At 71.7% G+C, this 25,352-nt stretch carries 26 protein-coding genes; 20 read left to right on the top strand and 6 right to left on the bottom strand.

Annotated elements, in window-relative coordinates; all coding sequences use genetic code 11:
• The first annotated feature begins 48 nt into the window (after window positions 1–48).
• The 14 genes from prmC (at window position 49) to BMY40_RS20985 (ending at window position 12,242) form a co-directional block, all read left to right on the top strand.
• A complete protein-coding gene (gene prmC, locus BMY40_RS21050; protein WP_093661953.1) occupies window positions 49–894 on the top strand; it encodes a peptide chain release factor N(5)-glutamine methyltransferase in 846 nt (281 codons plus the stop codon).
• Entirely contained in the window at window positions 895–1,542 is a 648-nt protein-coding gene (locus BMY40_RS21045) for an L-threonylcarbamoyladenylate synthase (protein WP_093661951.1), read from the top strand.
• Entirely contained in the window at window positions 1,539–2,183 is a 645-nt protein-coding gene (locus BMY40_RS21040) for an arsenate reductase/protein-tyrosine-phosphatase family protein (protein ID WP_093661949.1), read from the top strand. The genes BMY40_RS21045 and BMY40_RS21040 overlap by 4 nt, the downstream gene beginning before the upstream one ends.
• 108 nt (window positions 2,184–2,291) lie before the next feature.
• Window positions 2,292–3,629, top strand: coding sequence for an MraY family glycosyltransferase (locus BMY40_RS21035; protein WP_093661947.1), 1,338 nt, complete (start codon window positions 2,292–2,294; stop codon window positions 3,627–3,629).
• A gap of 258 nt (window positions 3,630–3,887) precedes the next feature.
• Window positions 3,888–4,325, top strand: coding sequence for a Cg1360 family ATP-synthase-associated protein (locus BMY40_RS21030; protein ID WP_093661945.1), 438 nt, complete (start codon window positions 3,888–3,890; stop codon window positions 4,323–4,325).
• A gap of 246 nt (window positions 4,326–4,571) precedes the next feature.
• The gene (atpB, locus tag BMY40_RS21025; RefSeq protein ID WP_093661943.1) at window positions 4,572–5,381 is read left to right on the top strand and encodes a F0F1 ATP synthase subunit A; all 810 of its coding nucleotides are present in this window, start codon (window positions 4,572–4,574) and stop codon (window positions 5,379–5,381) included.
• A 77-nt stretch (window positions 5,382–5,458) separates the two neighbouring features.
• A complete protein-coding gene (gene atpE / locus BMY40_RS21020; protein ID WP_093661941.1) occupies window positions 5,459–5,695 on the top strand; it encodes an ATP synthase F0 subunit C in 237 nt (78 codons plus the stop codon).
• 41 nt (window positions 5,696–5,736) lie between these two features.
• Complete coding sequence (locus tag BMY40_RS21015) at window positions 5,737–6,297, top strand: F0F1 ATP synthase subunit B (RefSeq protein ID WP_093661939.1); 561 nt, start codon at window positions 5,737–5,739, stop codon at window positions 6,295–6,297.
• On the top strand, window positions 6,294–7,118 hold the full coding sequence (locus BMY40_RS21010; protein WP_093661937.1) for a F0F1 ATP synthase subunit delta: 825 nt from the start codon (window positions 6,294–6,296) through the stop codon (window positions 7,116–7,118). The genes BMY40_RS21015 and BMY40_RS21010 overlap by 4 nt, the downstream gene beginning before the upstream one ends.
• Before the next feature lie 120 nt (window positions 7,119–7,238).
• Window positions 7,239–8,810, top strand: a complete 1,572-nt coding sequence (gene atpA, locus BMY40_RS21005; RefSeq protein ID WP_093661935.1) for a F0F1 ATP synthase subunit alpha — start codon at window positions 7,239–7,241, stop codon at window positions 8,808–8,810.
• Between the two features lie 3 nt (window positions 8,811–8,813).
• Window positions 8,814–9,728 carry a F0F1 ATP synthase subunit gamma gene (locus tag BMY40_RS21000; protein WP_093661933.1) on the top strand — a complete coding sequence of 305 codons (915 nt, stop codon included), beginning with the start codon at window positions 8,814–8,816 and terminating at the stop codon, window positions 9,726–9,728.
• Window positions 9,729–9,733: 5 nt separating this feature from the next.
• Window positions 9,734–11,188 carry a F0F1 ATP synthase subunit beta gene (gene atpD / locus BMY40_RS20995; RefSeq protein WP_093661931.1) on the top strand — a complete coding sequence of 485 codons (1,455 nt, stop codon included), beginning with the start codon at window positions 9,734–9,736 and terminating at the stop codon, window positions 11,186–11,188.
• Window positions 11,189–11,278: 90 nt separating this feature from the next.
• Window positions 11,279–11,665 carry a F0F1 ATP synthase subunit epsilon gene (locus tag BMY40_RS20990; protein WP_093661929.1) on the top strand — a complete coding sequence of 129 codons (387 nt, stop codon included), beginning with the start codon at window positions 11,279–11,281 and terminating at the stop codon, window positions 11,663–11,665.
• Between the two features lie 121 nt (window positions 11,666–11,786).
• A complete protein-coding gene (locus tag BMY40_RS20985) occupies window positions 11,787–12,242 on the top strand; it encodes a DUF2550 domain-containing protein (protein WP_093662050.1) in 456 nt (151 codons plus the stop codon).
• 177 nt (window positions 12,243–12,419) lie between these two features.
• Here BMY40_RS20985 and BMY40_RS20980 read toward each other — a convergent pair whose 3' ends face one another.
• The 3 genes from BMY40_RS20980 to BMY40_RS20970 form a co-directional block, all read right to left on the bottom strand.
• Window positions 12,420–14,210: a glycoside hydrolase family 18 chitinase gene (locus BMY40_RS20980; protein WP_412695317.1), complete on the bottom strand. Its 1,791-nt coding sequence runs from the start codon at window positions 14,208–14,210 to the stop codon at window positions 12,420–12,422.
• Window positions 14,211–14,426: 216 nt separating this feature from the next.
• The gene (locus BMY40_RS20975) at window positions 14,427–15,089 is read right to left on the bottom strand and encodes a response regulator (RefSeq protein ID WP_093661927.1); all 663 of its coding nucleotides are present in this window, start codon (window positions 15,087–15,089) and stop codon (window positions 14,427–14,429) included.
• The gene (locus tag BMY40_RS20970) at window positions 15,086–16,387 is read right to left on the bottom strand and encodes a sensor histidine kinase (RefSeq protein WP_245770219.1); all 1,302 of its coding nucleotides are present in this window, start codon (window positions 16,385–16,387) and stop codon (window positions 15,086–15,088) included. The genes BMY40_RS20975 and BMY40_RS20970 overlap by 4 nt, the downstream gene beginning before the upstream one ends.
• A gap of 167 nt (window positions 16,388–16,554) precedes the next feature.
• Here BMY40_RS20970 and BMY40_RS20965 point away from each other — a divergent pair, with 167 nt between their 5' ends.
• A complete protein-coding gene (locus BMY40_RS20965) occupies window positions 16,555–17,154 on the top strand; it encodes a hypothetical protein (RefSeq protein ID WP_245770218.1) in 600 nt (199 codons plus the stop codon).
• A gap of 98 nt (window positions 17,155–17,252) precedes the next feature.
• Here BMY40_RS20965 and BMY40_RS20960 read toward each other — a convergent pair whose 3' ends face one another.
• Window positions 17,253–17,825, bottom strand: a complete 573-nt coding sequence (locus BMY40_RS20960; RefSeq protein WP_093661925.1) for a cob(I)yrinic acid a,c-diamide adenosyltransferase — start codon at window positions 17,823–17,825, stop codon at window positions 17,253–17,255.
• Window positions 17,826–18,065: 240 nt separating this feature from the next.
• Here BMY40_RS20960 and BMY40_RS20955 point away from each other — a divergent pair, with 240 nt between their 5' ends.
• From BMY40_RS20955 to BMY40_RS20945, 3 genes are all read left to right on the top strand, one after another.
• Window positions 18,066–18,914, top strand: coding sequence for a 3-hydroxyacyl-CoA dehydrogenase family protein (locus BMY40_RS20955; protein WP_093661923.1), 849 nt, complete (start codon window positions 18,066–18,068; stop codon window positions 18,912–18,914).
• 158 nt (window positions 18,915–19,072) lie between these two features.
• Window positions 19,073–19,402, top strand: coding sequence for an STAS domain-containing protein (locus BMY40_RS20950; protein ID WP_093661921.1), 330 nt, complete (start codon window positions 19,073–19,075; stop codon window positions 19,400–19,402).
• Window positions 19,403–19,579: 177 nt separating this feature from the next.
• A complete protein-coding gene (locus tag BMY40_RS20945; RefSeq protein WP_093661919.1) occupies window positions 19,580–22,237 on the top strand; it encodes a hypothetical protein in 2,658 nt (885 codons plus the stop codon).
• A gap of 90 nt (window positions 22,238–22,327) precedes the next feature.
• On the opposite strand, the gene nucS is transcribed toward BMY40_RS20945, so the two are convergent.
• Entirely contained in the window at window positions 22,328–22,999 is a 672-nt protein-coding gene (gene nucS / locus BMY40_RS20940) for an endonuclease NucS (protein ID WP_177214082.1), read from the bottom strand.
• A gap of 230 nt (window positions 23,000–23,229) precedes the next feature.
• Here nucS and BMY40_RS20935 point away from each other — a divergent pair, with 230 nt between their 5' ends.
• Window positions 23,230–23,622, top strand: a complete 393-nt coding sequence (locus BMY40_RS20935; protein ID WP_093661915.1) for an SCO5389 family protein — start codon at window positions 23,230–23,232, stop codon at window positions 23,620–23,622.
• Window positions 23,623–23,655: 33 nt separating this feature from the next.
• Here the strand turns inward: BMY40_RS20935 and BMY40_RS20930 are convergent, their stop codons facing one another.
• Complete coding sequence (locus BMY40_RS20930; protein ID WP_093661913.1) at window positions 23,656–24,768, bottom strand: LLM class flavin-dependent oxidoreductase; 1,113 nt, start codon at window positions 24,766–24,768, stop codon at window positions 23,656–23,658.
• Between the two features lie 254 nt (window positions 24,769–25,022).
• Between BMY40_RS20930 and BMY40_RS20925 the strand changes: the two genes are divergently transcribed.
• Window positions 25,023–25,346: an ATP/GTP-binding protein gene (locus tag BMY40_RS20925; protein WP_093661911.1), complete on the top strand. Its 324-nt coding sequence runs from the start codon at window positions 25,023–25,025 to the stop codon at window positions 25,344–25,346.
• Window positions 25,347–25,352: the final 6 nt, after the last annotated feature.

Raw genomic sequence — 25,352 nt, 5'->3', positions numbered from 1 at the left:
GCGGCGCCCCGGGGCGGGGCGCGCAGGGACGGGTGGAGGACGAGGAACGTGAACGTACTGCTCGCCGAGGTGGCCCAGGCCACCCAGCGGCTCGCCGACGCCGGAGTGCCCTCCCCGCGCTTCGACGCGGAGGAGCTGGCGGCGTACGTGCACGGCGTCAGGCGCGGGGAACTGCACCGCGTCGCCGACGCCGACTTCGACGCCCGCTACTGGGAGGCCGTCGCCCGCCGCGAGGCCCGCGAACCGCTCCAGCACATCACCGGCCGGGCCTTCTTCCGCTACCTGGAGCTCCAGGTGGGTCCGGGGGTGTTCGTGCCGCGCCCCGAGACCGAGTCGGTGGTCGGCTGGGCGATAGACGCCGTACGCGCCATGGACGTCGCCGAGCCCCTGATCGTCGATCTGTGCACCGGCTCCGGGGCCATCGCGCTCGCGCTCGCCCAGGAGGTGCCGCGCTCGCGCGTGCACGCCGTGGAACTGGACGACGGCGCGCTGGAGTGGGCCCGCAGGAACACCGAGGGCTCCCGCGTCACCCTGCACCACGGCGACGCCCTGACCGCCCTGCCCGAGCTGGACGGCCAGGTCGACCTCGTCATCTCCAACCCGCCCTACATCCCGCTCACCGAGTGGGAGTACGTCGCCCCCGAGGCACGTGACCACGACCCGCAGATGGCGTTGTTCTCGGGCGAGGACGGACTGGACGTCATCCGCGGCATCGAACGCACCGCGCACCGCCTGCTGCGCCCCGGCGGCCTGGTCGTCGTCGAACACGCCGACACCCAGGGCGGCCAGGTCCCCTGGATCTTCACCGAGGACCGCGGCTGGGCGGACGCCGCGGACCACCCCGACCTCAACAACCGGCCCCGTTTTGCCACAGCACGCAGGGAGGTGCCGTAAATGGCACGGCGTTACGACTGCTCCGACGCGACCGACCGCGCGACCGGCCTGCGCGAGGCAGCCTCGGCGGTCCGCCGAGGCGAACTCGTCGTGCTGCCCACGGACACCGTCTACGGCATCGGCGCCGACGCCTTCACCCCGGAGGCCGTCGGCGACCTGCTGGAGGCCAAGGGACGCGGGCGCGGCATGCCCTCACCCGTCCTGATCGGCTCCCCGAACACCCTGCACGGCCTGGTCACCGACTTCTCCGAGCAGGCGTGGGAACTGGTGGACGCCTTCTGGCCCGGCGCGCTCACCCTCGTCGCCCGCCACCAGCCATCGCTGACCTGGGACCTGGGCGAGACCGGCGGCACGGTCGCCGTCCGCATGCCGCTGCACCCGGTGGCGATCGAGCTGCTGACCGAGACCGGCCCGATGGCGGTGTCGTCGGCCAACCTCACCGGGCACCCGGCCCCGCAGACCTGCGACGCCGCCCAGGAGATGCTGGGCGACTCCGTCGCCGTCTACCTCGACGGCGGCCCCACCCCCGACTCGGTGCCCTCCTCGATCGTCGACGTCACCGGCCCGGTGCCCAGGCTGCTGCGCGCGGGCGCGATCAGCGCGGAGGAGCTGCGCAAGGTCGTGCCCGACCTCGAGGTCGCCAGTTGACCCCGCCCGCCGGGGCGTCCGAGGAGCATGGCATACCGGTCTTCCGCATCCTCCACGTCTCCACCGGAAACGTCTGCCGCTCGCCCATCACCGAGCGGCTGACCAGGCATGCCCTGGTGGCCAGACTCGGCGACGAGCGGGCCGGCGGACTGGTGGTGGAGAGCGCGGGGACGTGGGGGCACGAGGGCGCGCCGATGGAGGAGCACGCGGCGGAGGTCCTGCTGGAGTACGGTGCGGACCCGTCCGGCTTCCTCGGCCGCGAACTGCTGGACGAGCACGTCATCAGAGCCGACCTGGTGCTGACCGCCACCCGCGACCACCGGGCGCAGGTGATCTCCATGGGGCACTCGGCGGGACTGCGCACCTTCACGCTCAAGGAGTTCACCCGTCTGGTGCGGGCCATCGACCCCGCCACCCTGCCCGGACCCGACGCCGACGGCGGGGTCGTCGAGCGCGCCCGCGCCCTGGTGCGGGCCGCCGCGGCGCTGCGCGGCTGGCTGCTGGCGCCCAGCGCGGAGGCCGACGAGGTCTACGATCCCTACGGCGCCCCCATCACGTACTTCCGCAGTGTCGGCGAGGAGATCAACGCGGCCCTGGATCCGGTGGTCACGGCCCTGACGGGGGTCCCGGCGCGGACGTGAGACCGTACCGGGCGGTGCCGGGCGCGCAACCGCCGGCACCGGGCCGTTGTCTAAGGTGTGGTGTCCCGGGCGTGAGCCCGGTGAGCCCGCGAGAGTTCTGGGGAATCCGTGCGTGAATACCTGCTGACGCTGTGCGTCACGGCCGCGGTCACCTACCTCCTCACCGGTCCGGTGAGGAAGTTCGCGATCGCGGCGGGCGCGATGCCCGAGATCCGGGCCCGCGACGTGCACCGCGAACCGACGCCCCGGCTCGGCGGCATCGCCATGTTCGGCGGGCTGTGCGCGGGTCTGCTGGCGGCCTCCCAGCTCACCAACGTCGGCGACGTCTTCCGGCTCTCCGACGAGCCCCGCGCGCTGCTGGCCGGCGCCGGCCTCATCTGGCTGCTGGGCGTCCTGGACGACAAGTGGGGCGTGGACGCGCTGATCAAGCTCGGCGGCCAGATGATCGCCGCGGGCGTGATGGTCTGGCAGGGTCTGACGATCCTGTGGCTGCCGGTACCGGGCGTGGGCAACGTCGCGCTGACCCCGCTGCAGGGCACGCTGCTGACGGTGGCGGTGGTCGTCGTCACCATCAACGCGGTCAACTTCGTCGACGGCCTGGACGGCCTGGCCTCCGGCATGGTCGGCATCGCGGCCGCGGCGTTCTTCATGTACGCCTACCGGATCTGGTACGGCTACGGCATCGAGGCCGCGGCCCCCGCGACGCTCTTCGCCGCCGTCCTGATGGGCATGTGCCTGGGCTTCCTGCCGCACAACATGCACCCCGCGCGGATCTTCATGGGCGACTCCGGGTCGATGCTCATCGGTCTGGTGCTGGCCGCCGGGGCGGTCTCCATCACCGGGCAGGTCGACCCGGACGTCATCACCGACACCACCGGCTCGGTCAAGACCACGGTCCAGACGATGGTGCCGGTCTACATGCCGGTGCTGCTGCCGCTGACGATCATCGCGGTGCCCATCGCCGACCTGGTGCTGGCGGTCGTGAGGCGCACCTGGCGGGGCCAGTCGCCGTTCGCCGCCGACCGCGGCCATCTGCACCACCGGCTGCTGGAGATCGGCCACTCCCACAGCCGCGCGGTGCTGATCATGTACTTCTGGTCGGCGCTGATCGCCTTCGGCGCGGTGGCCTTCTCGGTGCGCTCCTCCAGCCTGGTCATCGTGCTCGCGATCGTGCTGCTGAGCGCGGTGGGGCTGGTGATCCTGCTGCTGCCCCGCTTCACCCCGAGGGTGCCGCGCTGGGCGCAGGCGGTCGTGCCGCCGCGCTACCGCGCCCGGCGCGGTCCGGTGGGGGAGCCGGAAGCGGGGGCGGAGGGTCCGGCGGAGTCCGCCGCGAAGCCCGGGGGCAGGGCGAACGGAGCGACCTCGCTGCGGGAGCACGACCGCCTGGCGCGGCGCGGGGGAAGGCGCGAGGACAGGGCCGACAGCCGGGTCGACAGCCGGTCGTGAGCGGCCGTGCGCCCCACATAGCAGTCTTCCCGGCGTCCGTCAGCGCGACGCCGCGCCGGTTACCCCGCTCGTGTGAGAGTCCGCACACGATGTAGGTAAAGACCTCATCAAATAGTTTGTGATACCGTTCACGAGAACCCGGTAACCCCCTGTAAGGACCGTAGTGCGGCGGTCCGACGGGGTGAGGCCTTCGTCCTCATTCGCCGGGGATACGCTCGTCAGCGACGCAAGACGCCCCCGAAACTCGGAGCCTTCCCCATGCAGTCGAACGACGTTCGCATGCTGCTGCACTGCGCCGTCCCGACCGCCGCCGCCGGTGCCGTGGCCGCGGTCGCGGGTGGCGTGTTCGCCGGCGGCCAGGGTGTGATCGGCGCGGCGTTCGGAGCCGTCATCGTGATCCTCTTCATGGGGATCGGTCTCACCGTGCTCCAGTGGGTCGCCAGGTCCTTCCCGTACCTGTTCCAGGCCATGGGCCTGATGCTCTACACGACGCAGATCCTGCTGCTCGCGGTCGTGCTCGCAGTCTTCAAGAACACCACGCTGTTCGACACCAAGGTGTTCGCCTTCTCCCTGCTCGGGACCACTCTGGTGTGGATCGCCGCCCAGGCCCGCGCGCACATGAAGGCCAAGATCATGTACGTGGAGCCCGAGTCGTCCAAGGGGAACGGCCCCGCCGTGCAGGGGTCCAAGCCGTGACGCGTAGGGCCGGGATAAAGGCGCTTTCGAACTCCTGCTATCGTCCGGTGCCAACTGCGGTATCGCAGGCGCGGGTGGCTGAATCCGCTGGTTCGTCCATAGGTTCTCCGGGACGGAAGCGGCAGCCAGCGCAGCCCATCAGCCGCCCCCAGAATCGCAAGTCCAGTCCAGTGCCGTTCCGTGGCCGCGCGCCGCGCCGACACATCGAGGTTGCCGTACCCATGCGCCATGTTGAAGGAGCCCGCGGTGAGTTCTGACCAGATGCTCGCCTTCGAGGTCGACTGCCACATCTTCGACGGGTGCGGCTTTCCTGCTCCGGGCCTGCACTCGTTCATCTTCGAGCCGATGTTCACGATCGGCGGGTTCGAGTTCAACAAGCCGATCCTGCTGGCGCTGCTGAGCACGGTCGTGGTCGTCGGCTTCTTCTGGGCCGCCTTCAACAAGCCGAAGCTGGTGCCCGGCAAGCTGCAGATGGTCGGCGAGGCCGGCTACGACTTCGTGCGCCGCGGGATCGTCTACGAGACGCTCGGCAAGCGCGACGGCGAGAAGTTCGTGCCCTTCATGGTGGCGCTGTTCTTCTTCATCTGGATCATGAACCTCTGGTCCATCGTCCCGCTGGCCCAGTTCCCGGTGACCTCGATCATCGCCTTCCCCGCGGGTATGGCGCTGCTCGTCTACGTCACGTGGATGTACCTGACGTTCAGGAAGCACGGCTTCGGCGGCGGTCTGAAGAACCTCACGGGCTACGACAAGTCGCTCGGCGCGGTCCTCCCGCTGGTCGTCGTGATCGAATTCTTCTCGAACACCCTCGTCCGCCCGTTCACGCACGCGGTCCGGCTCTTCGCCAACATGTTCGCCGGCCACCTGCTGCTGGTGATGTTCACCATCGCCGCCTGGTACCTGCTGAACGGCATCGGCATCGCCTACGCCGGCGTCTCGTTCGTGATGGTGATCGTCCTCACCGCGTTCGAGCTCTTCATCCAGGCAGTCCAGGCGTACGTCTTCGTCCTCCTGGCCGCCAACTACGTGCAGGGCGCGCTCGCCGAGCACCACTGAGCCCCCTCGCGCCACCCAACCCCTGGCTGTCCGGTGGCCAACCCCCACCGGTTCATGAAGAAGAAGGAAGATACGGCATGTCCGACCTTGCGAACCTCGCCGCTGTCACTGGTTCCCTCGGCTCCATCGGCTACGGCCTGGCCGCGATCGGTCCCGGCGTGGGCATCGGCATCATCTTCGGCAACGGCACCCAGGCCCTGGCCCGCCAGCCCGAGGCCGCCGGTCTGATCCGCGCCAACCAGATCCTCGGCTTCGCCTTCTGTGAGGCCCTGGCCCTGATCGGCATCGTCATGCCGTTCGTGTTCGGTCAGTGAGCAAGACCCACTGACAGCCTCTTTCGACGAAAGGCACTGATGTGAACGCCCTGGTACAGCTGGCGGCGGAGGAGCCTCAGAATCCTCCGATCCCGCCGATCCCAGAGCTCGTCATCGGCCTGATCGCGTTCGCCATCGTCTTCGGGTTCCTCGCCAAGAAGCTCCTCCCGAACATCAACAAGGTTCTGGACGAGCGGCGGGAGGCCATCGAGGGCGGCATCGAGAAGGCCGAGGCGGCCCAGATCGAGGCGCAGCAGACCCTCGAGCAGTACAAGGCCCAGCTCGCCGAGGCCCGCCACGAGGCCGCGCGCCTGCGCCAGGAGGCGCAGGAGCAGGGCGCCGCGCTCATCGCCGAGATGCGCGCGGAGGGTCAGCGGCAGCGTGAGGAGATCATCGCCGCCGGTCACGCCCAGATCGAGGCCGACCGCCGGCAGGCCGCGCAGGCGCTGCGCCAGGACGTGGGCAAGCTCGCCACCGACCTGGCCGGCAAGCTGGTCGGCGAGTCCCTCGAGGACGTCGCCCGGCAGAGCCGCACGATCGACCGCTTCCTCGACGAGCTCGAGACGAAGGCGGCCTCCGCCGAGACCGGAGCCGCCCGATGAACGGAGCGAGCCGCGAAGCACTGGCCGCAGCCCGGGAGCGACTGGACGCGCTGACGGACTCCACGTCCGTCGACGCGGCCCGGCTCGCCGACGAGCTGGCCGCGGTCACCGCGCTGCTCGACCGCGAGGTGTCGCTGCGTCGGGTCCTGACCGACCCGGCGCAGCCCGGCGAGGCCAAGGCCGAGCTGGTCGGGCGCCTGCTGGCCGGCCAGGTGGGCGGCGAGGCCGTCGACCTGGTCTCCGGCATGGTCCGCTCCCGCTGGTCGCGCTCGCGCGACCTGGTGGACGCGGTCGAGCAGCTCGCCGACGTGGCCGACCTCACCGCGGCCGAGCGCGACGGCACCCTGGACGACGTCGAGGACGAGCTGTTCCGGTTCTCCCGGACGGTCGCCTCCTCGCCGGAGCTCCGCGCCGTCCTCGGCGGCAAGGTCGCCGACGACGAGCTGAAGGCTGCCAAGACCGAGCTGCTGCACCGGCTGCTCGGGGGCCGCGCCAGGCCCGCCACCGAGCGGCTGGTCGTCCGCCTCGTGAAGCAGCCGCGTGGCCGTAGTCTTGAGGGAGGGCTCGAAGCCCTCTCCGGGCTGGCAGCCGAGCGCCGCAACCGCTCGGTCGCCGTGGTCACGACCGCCGTACCGCTCAGCGACCGCCAGAAGCAGCGCCTGGGCGCCGCGCTGGCGAAGCTGTACGGGCGCGAGGTGCACCTCAACCTCGACGTGGATCCCGAGATCCTCGGCGGGATCAGGGTGCGCATCGGCGACGAGGTCATCGACGGCACCGTCTCGGAGCGCCTGGAGTCGGCGACCCGGCGGATGGCGGGCTGACCCGGCGGCCGGCGGACGGTACGGCCGCAGGCACCAAACCAACTCAAGAAGCAGTACTGGCGGCCCGAGTTGGGCCGTAGCAGACATATACGGGCCCAACAAGGAGAGCAGGGAACCCAGATGGCGGAGCTCACGATCCGGCCGGATGAGATCCGGGACGCGCTGGAGAACTTCGTCCAGTCGTACAAGCCGGACGCGGCCTCGCGCGAAGAGGTCGGGACGGTCAGCCTTGCCGGTGACGGCATTGCGAAGGTCGAGGGTCTTCCCTCGGCCATGGCGAACGAGCTGCTGAAGTTCGAGGACGGCACCCTCGGCCTCGCCCTCAACCTCGAGGAGCGCGAGATCGGTGCGGTCGTCCTCGGCGAGTTCAGCGGCATCGAGGAGGGCCAGACGGTGCGCCGCACCGGCGAGGTCCTCTCCGTCGCGGTCGGCGACGGTTACCTCGGCCGCGTCGTCGACCCGCTGGGCAACCCGGTCGACGGCCTCGGCGAGATCGAGACCGAGGGCCGCCGCGCCCTCGAGCTGCAGGCCCCCACGGTCATGCAGCGCAAGTCGGTGCACGAGCCGATGGAGACGGGCTACAAGGCCGTCGACGCGATGACCCCGATCGGCCGCGGCCAGCGCCAGCTGATCATCGGCGACCGCCAGACCGGCAAGACCGCCCTGGCGATCGACACGATCATCAACCAGCGCGACAACTGGCGCTCCGGCGACCCGAACAAGCAGGTCCGCTGCATCTACGTCGCCATCGGCCAGAAGGGCTCCACCATCGCCTCCGTGCGCGCGGCGCTGGAGGAGAACGGCGCGCTGGAGTACACCACCATCGTCGCCGCCCCGGCGTCCGACCCGGCGGGCTTCAAGTACCTGGCCCCCTACACCGGCTCGGCCATCGGCCAGCACTGGATGTACCAGGGCAAGCACGTCCTGATCATCTTCGACGACCTGTCCAAGCAGGCCGACGCCTACCGCGCCGTGTCCCTGCTGCTGCGCCGTCCGCCGGGCCGCGAGGCCTACCCGGGCGACGTCTTCTACCTGCACTCCCGGCTGCTGGAGCGCTGCGCCAAGCTCTCGGACGAGATGGGCGCCGGCTCGATGACCGGTCTGCCGATCATCGAGACCAAGGCGAACGACGTTTCGGCGTTCATCCCGACCAACGTCATCTCCATCACCGACGGCCAGTGCTTCCTGGAGTCCGACCTGTTCAACGCGGGCCAGCGCCCGGCGCTGAACGTCGGTATCTCCGTCTCCCGAGTCGGTGGCTCGGCCCAGCACAAGGCCATGAAGCAGGTCTCCGGCCGGCTCCGCGTGGACCTCGCCCAGTTCCGCGAGCTGGAGGCGTTCGCCGCCTTCGGCTCCGACCTGGACGACGCCTCCAAGGCGGCGCTGGAGCGCGGCAAGCGCATGGTCGAGCTGCTCAAGCAGTCGCAGTACGCTCCGTACCCGACCGAGGACCAGGTCGTCTCCATCTGGGCGGGCACCACCGGCCGCATGGACGACGTCCCCGTCGAGGACATCCGGCGCTTCGAGAGCGACCTGCTGGAGCACCTGCACCGCGAGCGCAAGGACCTGATGACCGGCATCCGCGAGGGCGGCAAGATGTCCGACGACACCCTCCAGTCGCTGTCGGACGCCATCGCCTCCTTCAAGAAGCAGTTCGAGACCTCGGACGGCAAGCTGCTGGGCGAGGGCTGATCCATGGGCGCGCAGGTCAGGATCTACAAGCGGCGGATTCGCTCCGTCAGCGCGACCAAGAAGATCACCAAGGCGATGGAGATGATCTCCGCCTCGCGCATCGTCAAGGCACAGCGCCAGGTGGCCGCGTCGACTCCGTACGCCGACGAGCTGACCCGGGCCGTCGCCGCCGTCGCCACCGGTTCCAACACCCAGCACCCGCTGACCACCGAGTCCGAGAAGCCGGTCCGGGCCGCGGTCCTGCTCGTCACGAGCGACCGCGGACTGGCCGGCGGCTACTCGGCCAACGCCATCAAGAAGGCCGAGCGGCTGACCGAGCGGCTGCGGGCCGAGGGCAAGGAGGTCGACGCCTACATCGTCGGCCGCAAGGGCGTGGCCTACTACGGCTTCCGTGACCGCAAGGTCGCCCAGTCGTGGACGGGCTTCACCGACCGTCCGGTCTATGCCGACGCCAAGGCCGTCGCCGGGCCGCTGATCGAGGCGGTCCGCAAGGACGCCGCCGAGGGCGGAGTGGACGAGCTGCACATCGTCTTCACCGAGTTCGTGTCGATGATGACGCAGAACCCGGTCGACAAGCGGCTGCTTCCCCTCAGCCTCGACGAGGCCAAGGGCGAGGTGGAGAAGAAGGAGCAGGTCCTCCCGCTGTTCGACTTCGAGCCGTCGGCGGAGGAGGTTCTCGACGCTCTGCTGCCGCGGTACGTCGAGAGCCGGATCTACAACGCGCTGCTCCAGTCCGCCGCCTCCGAGCACGCCGCCCGCCGGCGTGCGATGAAGTCGGCGACGGACAACGCCGAGGACCTCATCAAGTCGCTCACGCGGCTTGCCAACCAGGCCCGCCAGGCCGACATCACCCAGGAAATCAGCGAGATCGTCGGTGGTGCCAGCGCGCTGGCCGACGCTTCTGCGGGGAGTGACTGACAACTATGACCACCACTGTTGAGCCGACCGCTGCGGCGGGCGTGGCCACCGGCCGCGTCGCGCGGGTCATCGGCCCGGTCGTCGACGTGGAGTTCCCCGTCGACGCGATGCCGGAGATCTACAACGCGCTGACCGTCGAGGTCGCCGACCCGGCCGAGGAGGGCGCGAAGAAGACGCTGACCCTCGAGGTCGCCCAGCACCTGGGCGAGGGCCTGGTCCGCGCGATCTCCATGGAGCCGACCGACGGCCTGGTCCGCCAGGCCCCGGTGACCAACACCGGCCACGGCATCACCGTGCCCGTCGGCGACGTCACCAAGGGCCGGGTGTTCAACACCCTGGGCCGCATCCTGAACGAGCCGGAGGCCGAGTCCGAGGTCACCGAGCGCTGGGAGATCCACCGCAAGGCCCCGGCCTTCGACCAGCTCGAGTCCAAGACCGAGATGTTCGAGACCGGCCTGAAGGTCGTCGACCTGCTGACCCCGTACGTCAAGGGCGGCAAGATCGGTCTGTTCGGCGGCGCGGGCGTCGGCAAGACCGTCCTCATCCAGGAAATGATCATGCGTGTGGCCAAGCTGCACGAGGGCGTTTCCGTGTTCGCCGGCGTCGGCGAGCGCACCCGTGAGGGCAACGACCTGATCGAGGAGATGGCCGAGTCCGGCGTTCTCCCGCAGACCGCGCTGGTCTTCGGCCAGATGGACGAGCCCCCGGGCACCCGTCTGCGCGTGGCCCTGGCCGGTCTGACGATGGCGGAGTACTTCCGCGACGTCCAGAAGCAGGACGTGCTGTTCTTCATCGACAACATCTTCCGCTTCACCCAGGCCGGTTCCGAGGTCTCCACCCTGCTGGGCCGCATGCCCTCCGCGGTGGGCTACCAGCCGAACCTGGCGGACGAGATGGGCCTCCTCCAGGAGCGCATCACCTCCACCCGCGGCCACTCGATCACCTCGATGCAGGCGATCTACGTGCCCGCGGACGACCTGACCGACCCGGCCCCGGCGACGACCTTCGCCCACCTGGACGCGACCACCGTTCTGTCGCGTCCGATCTCGGAGAAGGGCATCTACCCGGCGGTGGACCCGCTGGACTCCACCTCCCGGATCCTGGACCCGCGCTACATCTCGCAGGAGCACTACCAGTGCGCCACCCGCGTCAAGGGGATCCTGCAGAAGTACAAGGACCTCCAGGACATCATCGCCATCCTCGGTATCGACGAGCTCGGCGAGGAGGACAAGCTGGTCGTCCACCGCGCCCGCCGTATCGAGCGCTTCCTGTCGCAGAACACCCACGCGGCGAAGCAGTTCACCGGCCTGGAAGGATCGGACGTTCCGCTGGACGAGTCGATCGCGGCCTTCAACGCGATCGCCGACGGCGAGTACGACCACTTCCCGGAGCAGGCGTTCTTCATGTGCGGTGGCCTGGACGACCTCAAGGCCAAGGCCAAGGAGCTGGGCGTCTCCTGACGTCCGCGCCCCACGACAGGGGGCGGGTCCACCCGCCCCCTGTCCCCGCGCACCGTTATCCTGTGAAAACCCCAGTTTCGAGGAGCCACTGTGGCTGAGCTGCACGTCGAGTTGGTCGCCGCGGACCGCAAGGTCTGGTCGGGCGAGGCCAGCCTGGTCGTCGCGCGCACCTCGTCGGGTGATATCGGCGTCATGCCCGGCCACCAGCCGCTGCTCGGTGTGCTGAAGCCGGGCCCGGTGACGATCCGTACGACCGGCGAGAGCGGGGGCGGCACCGTCGTCGCCGCGGTGCACGGCGGCTTCATCTCCTTCGCGGACAACAAGCTGTCGCTGCTCGCGGAGATCGCGGAGCTTTCCGAGGAGATCGATGTCCAGCGCGCCGAGCGCGCGCTGGAGCGGGCGAAGTCGGAGGCGGACGCCGCCGCCGAGCGCCGCGCCGAGATCCGGCTTCGGGCCGCCTTGGCGAGCGCGCGCTGAGACCCGCGCACATGTACGTGCCCCAGCCGCGGACCGCACCGGATCATCGCTCCGGAGCGGTCCGCGGCTGAGGTGATTGCTGGCTGCTGTACGGACGGACGAGGCGAGGAGGTCGGTGAAGATGGTCCTCGCTCTCGTGCTGTCCGGGGCGGTGCTGGCTCTGGTGCTGCTGGGGCTGTTCGCCTTCGGGCTGCGGCGGCGGCTGATCCAGCGGCCGGGCGGCACCTTCGACTGCAGTCTGCGGTGGAACGCGCCGGATGCCGGCGAGGGAGCCGAGGCCGGCGGCAAGGGCTGGGTGTACGGCGTCTCCCGCTACAGCGGCGATCGGATCGAGTGGTTCCGGGTCTTCTCCTACGCGCCGCGGCCGCGCAGGCTGCTGGAGCGGGAGGCGATCGAGGTGCTGGAGCGCCGCAGGCCCGAGGGGGACGAGGAGCTGGCGCTCCTGTCGGACTCGGTGATCCTGGCCTGCTCGCACCGCGGCACCCGGGTGGAGCTGGCGATGAGCGAGGACGCCCTGACCGGCTTCCTCGCCTGGCTCGAAGCGGCCCCCCCAGGACAAAGGGTCAACGTCGCCTGAGCGGTACTCCCGGTGCCTGGGGCCCCGGACGGAGTCCGGGGGAGGGCGGATGTAGCCTGGGCGGTTCCCCGGTGCGGGGAGGGCCCGCACGGACAGCGAACCGGGGAGACGGCTTACGGGCCGTCTCCCCGGTTCTGTCACTTCCGGTGGTGCGTGGGGCGGGTCACCGCCCGGGCGTCACTTGTTCAGCCCGTTGTGGATGGCGGTGATCAGCTCGCCGTTCGCGGTGTCTCCGCTGATCTCCCAGAAGAAGGCTCCGCCGAGGTTCTGCTTCTTGGCGTAGTCCATCTTCCCCGTGATGGTGGCCGGGGTGTCGTAGCTCCACCACTCGTTGCCGCAGTGCGCGTACGCGGTGCCGGCGACGGTGCCGTTGGCCGGGCAGCGGTCCTTGAGGATCTTGTAGTCCTCGATGCCCGCCTCGTACTTGCCGGGCGCGGCGCCGGTGGCGGTGCCGCCGGGCTCCTTCTGGGTCACGCCGGTCCAGCCGCGGCCGTAGAAGCCGATGCCCAGCAGCAGCTTCTTGGCCGGGACGCCCTTGGCCTTGAGCTTCTGGATCGCGGCGTCGGAGTTGAACGCCTGGTTCGGTATGCCGGCGTACGACGTCAGCGGTGAGTGCGGGGCGGTCGGCCCGGTCTTGTCCCAGGCGCCGAAGTAGTCGTACGTCATCACGTTGTACCAGTCGAGGTACTGGGCCGCGCCGCCGTAGTCCGCCGAGTCGATCTTGCCGCCGCTGGAGGCGTCGGCGGTGATCGCGGCGGTCACGAGCTGGTCGCCGAACTCGGCGCGGAACGCCTGGGCCATGGTCTTCATCACGGCCGGGCCGCTGGTGTCACAGGTCAGACCGCAGGCGTTGGGGTACTCCCAGTCCAGGTCGATGCCGTCGAACAGGCCCTGCCAGCGGGGGTCGTTGACCAGCTGGTTGCAGGACTTGGCGAACGCGGCCGGGTTCTTCATGGCGTCGGGGAAGCCGCCGGACCAGGTCCAGCCGCCGAAGGACCACAGGACCTTGATGTGCGGGTACATCTTCTTCAGCTTCAGCAGCTGGTTGAAGTTGCCGCGCAGCGGCTGGTCCCAGGTGTCGGCCTTGCCGTCGACGCTCTGCTCGGCGGTGTAGGCCTTGTCGGTCGCGGCGAAGGCGTCACCGATGGTGCACTTGCCGCCCTGGACGTTGCCGAAGGAGTAGTTGATGTGCGTCAGCTTCTCGGCGGAGCCGGAGGTGACGATGTCCTTCACGTGGTAGTTGCGCCCGTAGATGCCCCACTCGGTGAAGTACCCCAGGTTGACGTACTGGCCCGGGGTGCCGCCCCCGCCGTCGCCGCCGGTGGTCTTGACGGTGACGGAACCGCTCGCCGGTCCGGTCTGGTCGGCGGTGTCGCGCGCCACCACCGAGTAGGTGTAGGTGGTGCCCGCCGTCAGGCCGGAGTCGGTGTGCGAGGTGCCGGTGACGGTGGCGACCTTGGCGCCGTTGCGCAGGACGTCGTAGTTCTTGATGCCCTTGTCGTCGCTCGCGGCGCCCCAGTTCAGCTTGACGGAGGTGTCGGTGATGCCGCTCGCGGTGGGGGTGCCGGGTGCGCCGGGCGGGGCGTCCTCGGGGTTCCCCCCGCCCGAGCCGTCGCAGGGGCGTCCGTTGACGGTGCAGTTGGAGGGGGAGCCGGTGCCGGTGCCGTTGAAGCCGAAGCTGACGCTGGCGCCGGGGGCCAGGGTGCCGTTCCAGCCCATGTTCTTGGCGGTGTAGGTGTTGCCGGAGTTGGTGACGGTGGCGTCCCAGGCGGAGCCGACCTTGGTACCGGTGGGGAAGTCCCACTTCAGCGTCCAGCTGCTGATGGTGGTGTCACCGGTGTTCTTGATCGTCCACTTGCCCTCGAAGCCGCTTCCCCAGTCGGAGGGCTTGGAGAAGGTGGCGGTCGCCTGCTCGGCGGCCTGGGCCGGGGAGGCCAGGGCGACCAGGGCGCCGAGGGGCATCAGCATCGCGGCCGCGGCCGCTATGGCTTTCCGTCTGATGCGGTGTGCGGTGGTCTTCGTTCTCAAGAGCGCTCCTCGCACAGGGCCCGGTGCCGGACCGGGCCGTTGGGGGTCTCCTGCGCCGCTCGTGAAGAGTGCCATGTGCATGGCATGGGCGTGCAGTTGACCTGGAGCGTAGATTGGTCTGGACCACCGGTCAACAGGTATGCACCAATAAGGAATTCATCCCTCGGTCACCCCCAACTCCTGGGCAAGCACCGCTGCCTGCACCCTGCTGCGCAGCTCCAGCTTCGCCAGCAGTCGGCTGACGTGCGTCTTCACCGTCGCCTCCGCCATCGCCAGCCGTGCGGCGATCTCCGCGTTGGACAGCCCCTCGCCCAGGCACGCCAGCACCTCGCGCTCGCGCCGGGTGAGGACGTCGAGCACGGCGGGATCGGCCCGGCGCCCGCCCCCGGGGACCGCGGAGGAACGGGCGAACTCCCGGATCAGCCGCCGCGTCACGACCGGGGCGATCACCCCCTCGCCGCGTGCCACCGCCCGTACCGCGTCCACCAGTTGCGCCGCCTCGCTGTCCTTGAGCAGGAAGCCCGCCGCACCCGCGCGCAGCGCGCCGAAGACGTACGCGTCGAGGTCGAAGGTGGTCAGCACCAGCACGTCGGCCAGCCCCTCGCCGACCACCCGCTCGGTTGCCGAGACCCCGTCCAGGCGCGGCATCCGCACATCCATCAGCACCAGGTCCGGCCGGAGTTCACGGGCCAGCCGCACCGCCTCCTCGCCGTCCGGCGCCTCCCCGACGACCTCGATGTCCGCCGCACCGCGCAGGATCAGGACGAGCCCGGCGCGCACCGCCGACTGGTCCTCGGCCACGAGCACCCGGATGGTCATGCTCCACCCCTCCTCCTCGTTCCGTCCCCGCCGCTTCCGCCGCTTCCGCCGCTTCCGCCGTCCGCGGCGTTCCGGGCGCTCTCCCCGAGGGGCAGTACCGCCCGCACCTCCCACCGTGTGCCGCCGGCCGCCTCGACCGGACCCGCGACGAAGGCGCCGCCCAGCAGTTCGGCGCGTTCGCGCATCCCGACCAGCCCGGCGCCCGAGCCGGGCGCGCGCGGGCCGGGGCGCCGGTCGCAGGGGCTGGTGACGGTGATGGTCAGCGAGCCCTCACCACCACCGCCGCCGTCCCCTTCCCCGTCCCCGCCGGGCGAGGTCAGGACGACGGTCACCTCTCCGGGAGAGGCGTGCTTGAGCGCGTTGGTCAGGGACTCCTGGGCGATGCGGTAGGCCGCCAGTTCCACGGGGGCCGGAAGGGGGCCGCCGGAGCGCTCGTCGCGCAGGGCGAAGGAGAGCCCTCCGGCCGCGCCGTGTCTGCGGGCGTGGGCCAGCAGCGCGTCCAGGCCGTCCAGGGTCGGTGCGGCGGACACCTCCTCATCGCCGCCGGCGGTACGCAGCAGACCGATCAGACGGCGCATTTCGGCCAACCCCTGCACACTGTTCTCGCGGATCACGGCCAGCGCGTCCCCGGTGGCGGCGCGGTCGTCGAGCGACTGCGCCGCGGTGGCGTGGATGGCGATGGCGGAGAGGTGGCCCGCGACCACGTCGTGCAGTTCGCGGGCCACCCGGGAGCGCTCGGCGGTGACGGCCTGCACGCGGTCCATCTCCGCCAGCAGCGCGGTCTGCTCGGCGCGCAGCCGCTCGGCGGCGGCGGCGTTGCGGTGGTCGCGGACGATGACGCCCGTCCACGCCGGACCGACCGTGATCAGCCCGCAGACGAACCCCACCAGCAGTGCCTGCGGGTCGCGGACGGCGGTCAGGGTGCCCACGGTCACGGCGGCGGTCAGCGCGGCGCTCGCGGGCGGAACGGCCCGCGACAGCCTCGGTCCGCCGTAGAGCACGGCCGCGTAGACCACGTCGGAGAACATCACGATCGTCGCCAGCAGCGACCGGGTGACCAGGTCGCCGGCCAGCGCGACCGCCCCGAGCGCCAGCGCGGCGGACGGCGCGGTACGGCGCAGCGCCTCCGCCAGGGCCATCACCGCCAGCGGCAGCAGCACCCAGCCGCCCCCGAGCGGGGGGCGCGGGTTGTTGAACAGCCCCAGGGCCCACATCGCCAGCCCGCCCACCAGGCCGGCGGCGGCGATCAGCAGGTCCTCCCGGGGCGGGCGGGGCAACGGGGGACGGGTGGTGCTCACCCTGCCATCCAACACCGCCGCACCGGCTGCCCGCCTCCGCGTACGGGCCGGTACGGGAGCGGGCGGAGTACATCGAAGGATGCAGTCCGGGATCGTCACGGCAGACGACGCGCCGGGGCCGGGCGGCGGCCAGGCTGGAGCCGCAGAGGGAAGAGGAGTGGTCCGCCGTGGTCGTCACACTGATCATCGCCTGCGAGGTGGCCTTCTGGGTGCTGCTCGCCGCCGGGCTGGCGCTGCGCTACCCGGCCCGGAGGCCCCGGCTGGGCGCCGCCGTGCTGCTGTGCGAGCCGCTGCTGGAGGTGGTGCTGCTGTGCGCCACCGCGATCGACCTGCGCAACGGCGCCGAGGGGAACTGGACGCACGGCATGGCGGCCGTCTACATCGGCTTCACCGTGGCCTACGGCCACTACGTGATCAAGTGGGCCGACGGGCACTTCGCCCACCGCTTCGCGGGCGGTCCGCCGCCTGCCAGGCCCCCGAAGTACGGGACGGCGCGCGCCGTCCACGAGTGGAAGATGTGCGCCCGCTCGGTGCTCGGCGCGGCGGTCGCCCTGGCGCTCCTCCAGGGCGCGGTCTGGTACGTGGGGGACGCCGGGCGGAGCGAGTCGCTGGTGCAGTGGCAGACCAAGATGCTCCTCGTCATCGGCATCAGCGTGGTCATCGCGCTCAGCTACACGATCTGGCCCAAGAAGCCGAGGACGCCCCGGGGGGAGCCGCGGGACCTCGGCGGTTCCCGGCCCGCCGAGCGGGAGGCGGCCGGGCACTGACGACCCGCGCCGGTGCGCGTGCCGGAGGCGCCCGAAACCCCCGTCCCCGGAGGCGGGACGGGGGCTTCGGGCGCCGGCGGGCCGCAGCCCCCCGCGGGTCAGCGGTTCTCGCCGGGGACCCAGAGGATGTCGCCCACCTCCTTGTTGGCGGACCTGGCCAGGATGAACAGCAGGTCCGACAGCCGGTTGAGGTAGGTCGCCGTCAGACGGTTCATGACCTCGCCGTGCTCCTCCAGCGCCGCCCACGTCGAGCGCTCGGCGCGGCGCACGACCGTGCACGCCTGGTGGAGCAGGGCCGCGCCCGGGGTGCCGCCCGGGAGGATGAAGCTGCGCAGCTTCTCCAGATCGGCCAGGAAGCGGTCGCAGTCCGCCTCCAGTTTGTCGATGTAGCTCTGCCGCACCCGCAGCGGCGGGTACTCGGGGTTCTCCACCACCGGCGTGGCCAGGTCCGCACCCACGTCGAACAGGTCGTTCTGCACCCGGACCAGGACCTTGGTGATCTCCTCGGGCAGCCCGCCGAGCGCGATGGCCACCCCGATCGCGGCGTTGGCCTCGTTGGCGTCGGCGTAGGCCGAGATGCGGGAGTCGGTCTTGGCGGTACGGCTCATGTCGCCGAGGGCGGTGGTGCCGTCGTCGCCGGTGCGCGTGTAGATGCGTGTCAGGTTGACCATGGACCGAGCCTAGCCACGCTCCGGCCCGCCGGAGCGGAGGTGTGCCCACCGTCACGGGCCGCCGCGTGCCCCCGCCCGCCGTACCCCCCAACTACGCGCGGCGGGCCGCCGGATGACCCGCGCGAGTGTGATGTCCGCCATGTGAGACGTGACGCGCATCTCTTCCCCGCCCACCACGCGTTCACGGGCGCTAGGGTCCGCCTGAGAGTCGCACCGCAAAGCCGCAGAGGGGACATACACGTGGCCAAGAAGCTCGCCGTCATCGGAGCCGGACTCATGGGATCGGGCATCGCCCAGGTCTCCGCCCAGGCGGGCTGGGACGTGGTGCTGCGCGACGTCACCGACGAGGCGCTCAGGCGCGGCACGGACGGGATCCGGGCCTCGTACGACAAGTTCGTCTCGAAGGGGAAGCTGACCGCCGAGGACGCGGAGGCGGCGCTCGGCCGCATCACCGCCACCACCGACCTCGACGCCGCGTCCGAGGCCGACATCGTGGTCGAGGCCGTCTTCGAGCGGATCGACGTCAAGCAGGAGATCTTCCGCACGCTCGACGGCCTGGTGAGGGACGAGGCCGTGCTCGCCTCCAACACCTCCGCCATCCCGATCACCAAGATCGCGGCGGTGACGGAGCGCCCCGAGCGGGTCGTGGGCACCCACTTCTTCTCCCCGGTGCCGATGATGCAGCTGTGCGAGCTGGTGCGCGGTTACAAGACCAGCGACGAAACCCTCGCCGCGGCAAGGGAGTTCGCCGAGGGCGTCGGCAAGACCTGTATCGTCGTCAACCGGGATGTCGCGGGCTTCGTCACCACCCGGCTGATCTCGGCCCTGGTCGTCGAGGCCGCCAAGCTCCACGAGTCGGGCGTGGCGACCGCCGAGGACATCGACATCGCCTGCAAGCTTGGCTTCGGGCACGCCATGGGCCCGCTGGCCACCGCGGACCTCACCGGCGTCGACATCCTGCTGCACGCCACGGAGAACATCTACACCGAGTCCCAGGACGAGAAGTTCGCCCCGCCGGAGCTGATGCGGCGCATGGTGGACGCCGGGGACATCGGCCGCAAGAGCGGCCAGGGCTTCTACCGCTACTGAAGGGCCCGTACGGCACACAGGCGGGTCGCCCCTACGGGTGAATTCGGTGTCGATTCGGCGGCGGGCGGCAACTCCGCCGCCGAACGGGCAGTCAGTTGTGGTGAGACATATGCAGACAACAGTCACAGACGGACCACTTCTTTTCCGGGGGAGCGGATATGCACATCAGGGGCGACCACGCTGAACTGGTCGTCGGAGGTCGCCTCGACGTCCGCAGCGCGGCGGACGCCCGTTCGGTCCTGCACACCGCGGTCGACTCCGGAGAGGGCGATCTCGTGCTGGACCTCGCCGAGCTGGACTCGTGGGACGCGACCGGCCTCGGCGTGATCATGGGCGCGCACCGGCGGGCGGGCCGCTGCGGGCGCCGCCTCGTCCTGCGGGACGTGCCGCCCCAGATGCAGCGCCTGCTGGTGGCCACCCGCCTGCACCGCATCCTGGCCATCGAGGGAGGCGGGCTCGCCGAGGGCGGGACCCTGACCAAGCCATAACTATTGGGTCAGGGGCCCCGTCCGGGCTTGCCCCCACTCCCGGGCCAGGCAATAGGGTTCTGGGACCCGCCGCCTACACTGCGCTGCGGACGGCCACCGGACCACGAGCGAAGGCGAGCGTGCGGTCGGCCCTGGAGAGCTGAGCTTCGAGTACGCACCGCATCTGGGGGCACCACCATGGACCCGAACGACCGGGGATCCGAGGATCAGGACAGCGGGAGCACCACCCGCGCGATCCCGCTCATAGCGGGCGAGTACCTGCTGACCATCAATCCCGTCGACGGCAGCGAGATCGAGCCCTGCCCGCCCGGCGAGCGCCCCGGCGCACCCCGCCGGCGCACCCCCGACTCCCGCGCCGAGCGTGAGCGCGCCGCCGTGGCACCGCTCCCCGCCGGGATCTCCCTGCCCGACCTGCCGCTGCTGGAACGCACGGCGGAGCGCGAGCGCCTCCTCCAACTGCTCAGGCGCGGGCGCTCGGTCCGGCTCACCGGGGCGCCCGGTTCCGGACGCAGCTCCCTGCTGGCCGCCGTCGCCACCGAGTGCGCCGACCTCGCCCCGGACGGCGTCATCCGGCTCAGCGGCACCCAGCGCACGGCCGCGGACGTGCTGTACGAGCTGTTCGCCGCCGTCCACGACGCGCCCCGGCACCGCCCCGACCGCGCCGAGCTGGAGGAGGCGGTGCGCGGCGTGGGCGCGGTCGTCCTGCTGGACGACGTCGAGTTCGGCGGCCAGGCGCTCGACTCCCTCCTCGACGCCACCCCCGAGTGCGCCTTCCTGATCACGGCCGCGCCCGACGCCCCCGCGCCCTCCGCCGACGCGCCCCTGGAGGAGGTCGTCCTCTCCGGCATCAGCCGCTCCGCCTGCCGGGAGCTGATGGAGCGCATCGTCCGCCGTCCGCTGACCGAGGACGAGGTCGGCTGGCTCGGGGACCTGTGGTTCGAGTCCGAGGGGCTGCCGCTGCGCTTCGTCCAGGCCGGTGCGCTGCTGCGGCAGCGCGACGCGGAGGCCGCGCGGCCGGCGGCCGGCGGCGACGGCAGCGGCGGTGACGAGGCGGACGCCGAGGACGACGAGGCCGCCGAGGACGCGGGGAGGAGCGGCCGGACCGGCTCACCGCTGCCGACGCTCGCCGAGGGCGCGGCCCCCGCCGCCCTCCTGGCCGCCCGGCTGTCCGAGAGCACCCGCGAGGTGCTGCGCTTCGCCGTGGCGCTCGGCGGCGTGCTGCCGCACCCGGCCCACCTGCCCGCGCTGGTGGACGACGCCGACGCCGACGCCTCCCTGGGCGAGCTGCTCGCCTGCGGCCTGGTCACCACCGCCGGGACGTACCACCGGCTCGCCCCGGACGTGGCCGGGCAACTGGCCGACGCCGGATACGCCGACGGAGCCGACGACCGCGCCCGCACCGCCGCCCGGCACTACGCCTGGTGGACCGGCCACCCCTCGGTCACCCCGGAGCGGGTGGCGCAGGAGGCCGAGGCGGTCCTCGCCGCCGTCCAGGGCGCCCAGCGCGGCGGCCACGCCAGCGCGGCCGTGCTGCTGGCCCGTACCGCCGCACCCATGCTCGCCGCCTCGCTGCTCTGGGGCCCCTGGGAGCGGATCCTGCGCGGCGGCCAGGAGGCGGCGCGTACGGCGGGCGAGGTCGCCGAGGAGGCGTACTTCCACCACGACCTCGGGGTGCTCGCCCTGTGCACCGGCCACCTGGACCGGGCCCGCGCCGAGCTCGAGGCCTCCATCGGGCTGCGCGGAGTGCTCGCGGACCGCCGGGGCACGGTCGCCGGACGGCGTGCGCTGGCCCTGGTCGAGGACCGCTTCGCGATCGAGGCCGAGGGCGGCCGGGACAAGGCCGCCGGGGGGCCCGGGGACGCGGGGAAGGCCCTCGGCGGGTCGCTGCCGGCCGTCGCGGTGCCGCCCGCCGCGCCCGACGCCTCCACTCCGCCCGCGCTTCCCAGACGCCCGACTCCGGCGAAGCAGTCCGGGGCCTCCGTACCGCCGCCCGTGGCGCCGGTCCCGCCCGGGCCGCAGACCACCGGCAGCACGCCGAGGCTCGACAAGCTCCCCCCGGCCCTGGCGGTTCCGCCGGTGACGGTGGGCAGCGCCTTCGACGAGACGCCCGGCAGCGGCACCTTCGGCAGCGAGGCGCTGACCCGGCCGACGCCGTTCGTACGGACCGCGCACGGCGCGGCCGGCCCGGACGACGGCCGCCGCGGCCCGCGCGGGCTCGCGATCCGCGGAGCCCGGCGCAACGTCTTCGCGGCGGGCGCGGGCGCGCTGCTGGCCGCACTGGTGGGCACGGTCGTGACGATCGGCATGACCTCGGGGAGCGAGGAGCCCGCCGGCAACGTCAACCCGGCGGTCACCTCCCGGGAGGACGACGGCATCACCGTCGACGAGCCCGCGCCGGACGACGGCGACGAGCGCGGTGAGAAGCCGGGGGCGAGCAGCGCACCGGCCGTCCCCGGTGAGCCGTCCGACAGCGGGACGGGTTCGGCCTCTCCGGGAGCCTCCGACTCGGGTGACGCCTCCGAGGAGACGGAGGAGGAGAACGACACGACCTCCGGGGGCGCGGGGGAGCCCACCGAGACGACGACCAGGCCGAGCACTCCGACGCCTACGAAGAAGCCGACCACCAGGCCGACGGAAACGGAAAACGAGACGGACGAGCCGACCGACCCGCCGACGGAAACGGAAGGGGAGACGAGCGAGCCCCCCGGAGAACCGGAGCCCCCCGGTGACTCCACGGGCGGCGGAAGCGTCACCGCCAGCGGGACGGCGTCCGACAGTGCCGCGCCGAGCAGCGGCCAGGTGTCCCAGGACTCCGCGGAGAGCCCGGTCATCTGACCTGGAGCCCGGCCGGACACGCCAGGGCCGGAGCCCCGCGCTCGGCGCGCGGCTCCGGCCCTGGCGTTCGTACCGGGTGGGTGAGGGAGGTCAGAACAGCCGCAGCTTGTCGTCCTCGATGCCGCGCAGCGCGTCGTAGTCGAGGACGACGCAGTCGATGCCGCGGTCCGTGGCCAGCACGCGTGCCTGCGGCTTGATCTCCTGGGCCGCGAACACCCCGCGCACCGGGGCGAGGTGGGGATCGCGGTTGAGCAGCTCCAGATAGCGGGTGAGCTGCTCGACGCCGTCGATCTCGCCGCGCCGCTTGATCTCGATCGCGACGGTGGTCCCCTCCGCGTCCCGGCACAGGATGTCCACCGGCCCGATGGCGGTGGGGTACTCACGCCGTATCAGCGACCAGCCCTCGCCGAGGGTCTCCATTCGGTCAGCGAGGAGTTCCTGAAGATGGGCCTCCACGCCGTCCTTGATCAGGCCGGGATCGACGCCGAGTTCGTGCGAGGAGTCGTGCAGGACCTCCTCCATCGTGATGATGAGTTTCTCCCCCGATTTGTTGACCACCGTCCAGACGCCGACGCCGTTCTCCTCGCCCTCTTTGAGGGTGCATGGCGGAGACATCCAGTTGAGGGGCTTGTAGGCCCTGTCGTCCGCATGGACCGAGACCGATCCGTCGGCCTTCACCAGGATGAGACGGGGAGCCGACGGGAGGTGGGCGGTGAGCCTTCCGGCGTAGTCCACGGAGCAGCGGGCGATGACGAGACGCATGGTCGGCCACGCTACTGGACGACGGGCGGTCCACGCGATTCGCCCCTGCTTCTCCCCGTTCGATCACCGTTCGAGCGTGGCTTGTTGTGTGCCCACGAGCCTGGTGCCGCAGTACGCGCGGGCATAACGTTGCAGCCTGGGGGTCGCCGTACGAGATCGCTCGGTTACGCGCAGCCCCGACATTCCGTCCCTGAGGTCCTGGTATGCCCGGGATCGCGAGAGGAGAACCCATGTCGCTCGACGTCTCACCGGCCCTCCTGGAGCAGGCCGAGCGAGGCGAGGTCGACGAGGCGGCCTTCGTCGACTGCGTCCGTACGTCCCTGCCCTACGCATGGGACATGATCAGTTCTCTGGTGGCCGAACTCAGGGTGGACGGCGGGGAGTTCGCCGACAACCAGACGCCGCCGCCGGACGAGCAGGCGCGCGGCCAGCTGCTGCGCGCACTGGCCAGCGACGCGATACGCGGCGCGCTGGAGCGCCACTTCGGTGTGAGACTGGCCTTCCAGAACTGTCACCGGGTCGCGGTCTTCCCGCTGGACCCCTCCGCGGACGAGCGGCTCGCCCGCTTCACCTCCGTCCGCGGCCAGCTCCTCAACCAGTCGCCGGAACTGCGCGACTGCTGACCGCGGGCGGGCGGCGAGCGGGCCGGCGGCCGGTCACGGAGCCTCGCCCGTCGCCCCCGCGCCCTCGTCCGGCGCTGTGCCCGATGGTGTGCCCGAAGACGCAAGAGCTGCCGCTGCTCGGGGGAGGAGCGGCAGCACCTCGGCGCCCAGGCGCTGAACGTTCAGTTCGGTGCCGGCCAGGTCGCCGGAGCCCTCGACCAGCAGGGCGAACCGGCCGATCCCGGTCCGTTCGGCGGTGGCCGCGAGCCGGTCCGCGCACAGCCGGGGCGGGCCGACCGGGTGCAGTGAGCACAGCAGCTCGGTGTAGGCGAGCGGATCGCGCATCGAGCGCGCCCGGCCGTCCACGGTCGTGTGGGCCTCCAGCCCCTGCCGCAGCCAGCCGGGCATCGCCTTGGTGAGTGTCTCCACGGCCTCGTCGCGGGTGTCGGCCACCTGCGCCACCCCGGCCGACACGTGTCCGGCCGCCGCCACGGCCTCCGGGTCGGCTCCCGCCGCCAGCGCCTCGCGCCGCCACAGGGCGACCATGTCGGCCTTCTCCTCGTCCCCGCAGTGCATGCCCAGCAGCATCGGCAGCCCGCGTGCCGCGGCCAGCCGTACGGAGGCGGGGGAGGTGCAGGCGACCAGCACGGGCGGTGCGTCCGGCCCGCCCAGGCCCTGGTCCGGGCGCGGCACGACGGGGACCTCGCGGAAGCGGTAGCGCTCGCCGTCCGCGCCGACGCGCGGCTCGCGCAGCCAGCGCAGCAGCAGGTCCAGCGACTCGGGGAAGCCCCGCTCGTACGCCTCGGCGCCGCCGCCGAAGACCTCCAGGTCCACCCAGGGGCCGCCGCGGCCGACGCCGAGGGTGAACCGGCCGCCGGAGACGAGGTGCAGCAGCGCGGTCTGCTCGCCCAGGGCGACCGGATGCACGGTGGGGAGCACGCTCACGGCCGTGCCCACCTCGATGCGCCGGGTGCGCCCCAGCAGCAGCGCGGCCATGGTGATCGCCGAGGGGCAGACCCCGTAGGGGACGAAGTGGTGCTCGGCCACCCACACGGAGTCCAGTCCGGCCTGCTCGGCGGCCTCCGCGGAGCGCAGGGCACGGTGGAGCGCCTCCCCCTGCCCCTGCCCCGGGAACTGCCCCGCCAGTACGAAAGTCCCGATGCGCATCGCCACAGCCTCCTGCCCGGTACCGGACCGCCCCGGCGCCGCCCCGCGACGGATCTCCGAGCGGTCCCCTTGAGGCAACAACGCCTGACACGTGCCAAGGGCACGGCCTGCCGGGAATTTTTTCGGACCGCACGGGAGGCGGGAAGGGGAAGGGAGCGAGGGCGTGCGGCGCGAGGCCGCCCGCGACCTGCGTAGGCTGGACGGAGCAGTCCGCCGACGGGCCCGAAAGCCCCCGAGACCACGTGAGGTGCCTGTTGTCCCCGCGTCGAAACCGCCCGCGCGGCGGTGGCAGGTCCGCCCGCCGCGACGGGGAGGCGGACGGCCGCTACGGCATGGAGCACACCGACGACTGGCGCGGCGAGGAGTGGGTGGTGCGGCAGATCAGCGGGCAGTCCGCCGCCAAGCACTACCGCTGCCCCGGCTGCGACCAGGAGATCCCGCCCGGGGTGCCGCACGTCGTGGCCTGGCAGCGCGACGGGCGGGTGGACGACCGGCGGCACTGGCACCGGGCGTGCTGGAACGCCAGGGACCGCCGGAGCGCACGGCTCCAGCGGTCCCGTCAGGCCCCGCGGTACTGACCGCGC

Origin of the sequence: Streptomyces radiopugnans, assembly GCF_900110735.1 — a bacterium.
In the GTDB taxonomy this organism is placed as follows: Bacteria; Actinomycetota; Actinomycetes; order Streptomycetales; family Streptomycetaceae; genus Streptomyces; species Streptomyces radiopugnans.
The sequence above is the reverse complement of the archived record's forward strand: the minus strand, read 5'-3'. Positions and strand labels throughout refer to the sequence as shown.

Bases quoted from the DNA above. Each gene is read 5' to 3' on its own strand.
- BMY40_RS21010 (WP_093661937.1), top strand. From the start codon at position 6,294: ATGAACGGAGCGAGCCGCGAAGCACTGGCCGCAGCCCGGGAGCGACTG.
- BMY40_RS20975 (WP_093661927.1), bottom strand. From the start codon at position 15,089: ATGACCATCCGGGTGCTCGTGGCCGAGGACCAGTCGGCGGTGCGCGCC.
- BMY40_RS20930 (WP_093661913.1), bottom strand. From the start codon at position 24,768: ATGCGCATCGGGACTTTCGTACTGGCGGGGCAGTTCCCGGGGCAGGGG.
- atpE (WP_093661941.1), top strand. From the start codon at position 5,459: ATGTCCGACCTTGCGAACCTCGCCGCTGTCACTGGTTCCCTCGGCTCC.
- BMY40_RS20985 (WP_093662050.1), top strand. From the start codon at position 11,787: ATGGTCCTCGCTCTCGTGCTGTCCGGGGCGGTGCTGGCTCTGGTGCTG.
- BMY40_RS20945 (WP_093661919.1), top strand. From the start codon at position 19,580: ATGGACCCGAACGACCGGGGATCCGAGGATCAGGACAGCGGGAGCACC.
- BMY40_RS21000 (WP_093661933.1), top strand. From the start codon at position 8,814: ATGGGCGCGCAGGTCAGGATCTACAAGCGGCGGATTCGCTCCGTCAGC.
- atpD (WP_093661931.1), top strand. From the start codon at position 9,734: ATGACCACCACTGTTGAGCCGACCGCTGCGGCGGGCGTGGCCACCGGC.
- BMY40_RS20935 (WP_093661915.1), top strand. From the start codon at position 23,230: ATGTCGCTCGACGTCTCACCGGCCCTCCTGGAGCAGGCCGAGCGAGGC.
- BMY40_RS20960 (WP_093661925.1), bottom strand. From the start codon at position 17,825: ATGGTCAACCTGACACGCATCTACACGCGCACCGGCGACGACGGCACC.
- nucS (WP_177214082.1), bottom strand. From the start codon at position 22,999: ATGCGTCTCGTCATCGCCCGCTGCTCCGTGGACTACGCCGGAAGGCTC.
- BMY40_RS20980 (WP_412695317.1), bottom strand. From the start codon at position 14,210: ATGCTGATGCCCCTCGGCGCCCTGGTCGCCCTGGCCTCCCCGGCCCAG.
- atpA (WP_093661935.1), top strand. From the start codon at position 7,239: ATGGCGGAGCTCACGATCCGGCCGGATGAGATCCGGGACGCGCTGGAG.
- BMY40_RS21045 (WP_093661951.1), top strand. From the start codon at position 895: ATGGCACGGCGTTACGACTGCTCCGACGCGACCGACCGCGCGACCGGC.
- BMY40_RS21030 (WP_093661945.1), top strand. From the start codon at position 3,888: ATGCAGTCGAACGACGTTCGCATGCTGCTGCACTGCGCCGTCCCGACC.
- BMY40_RS20950 (WP_093661921.1), top strand. From the start codon at position 19,073: ATGCACATCAGGGGCGACCACGCTGAACTGGTCGTCGGAGGTCGCCTC.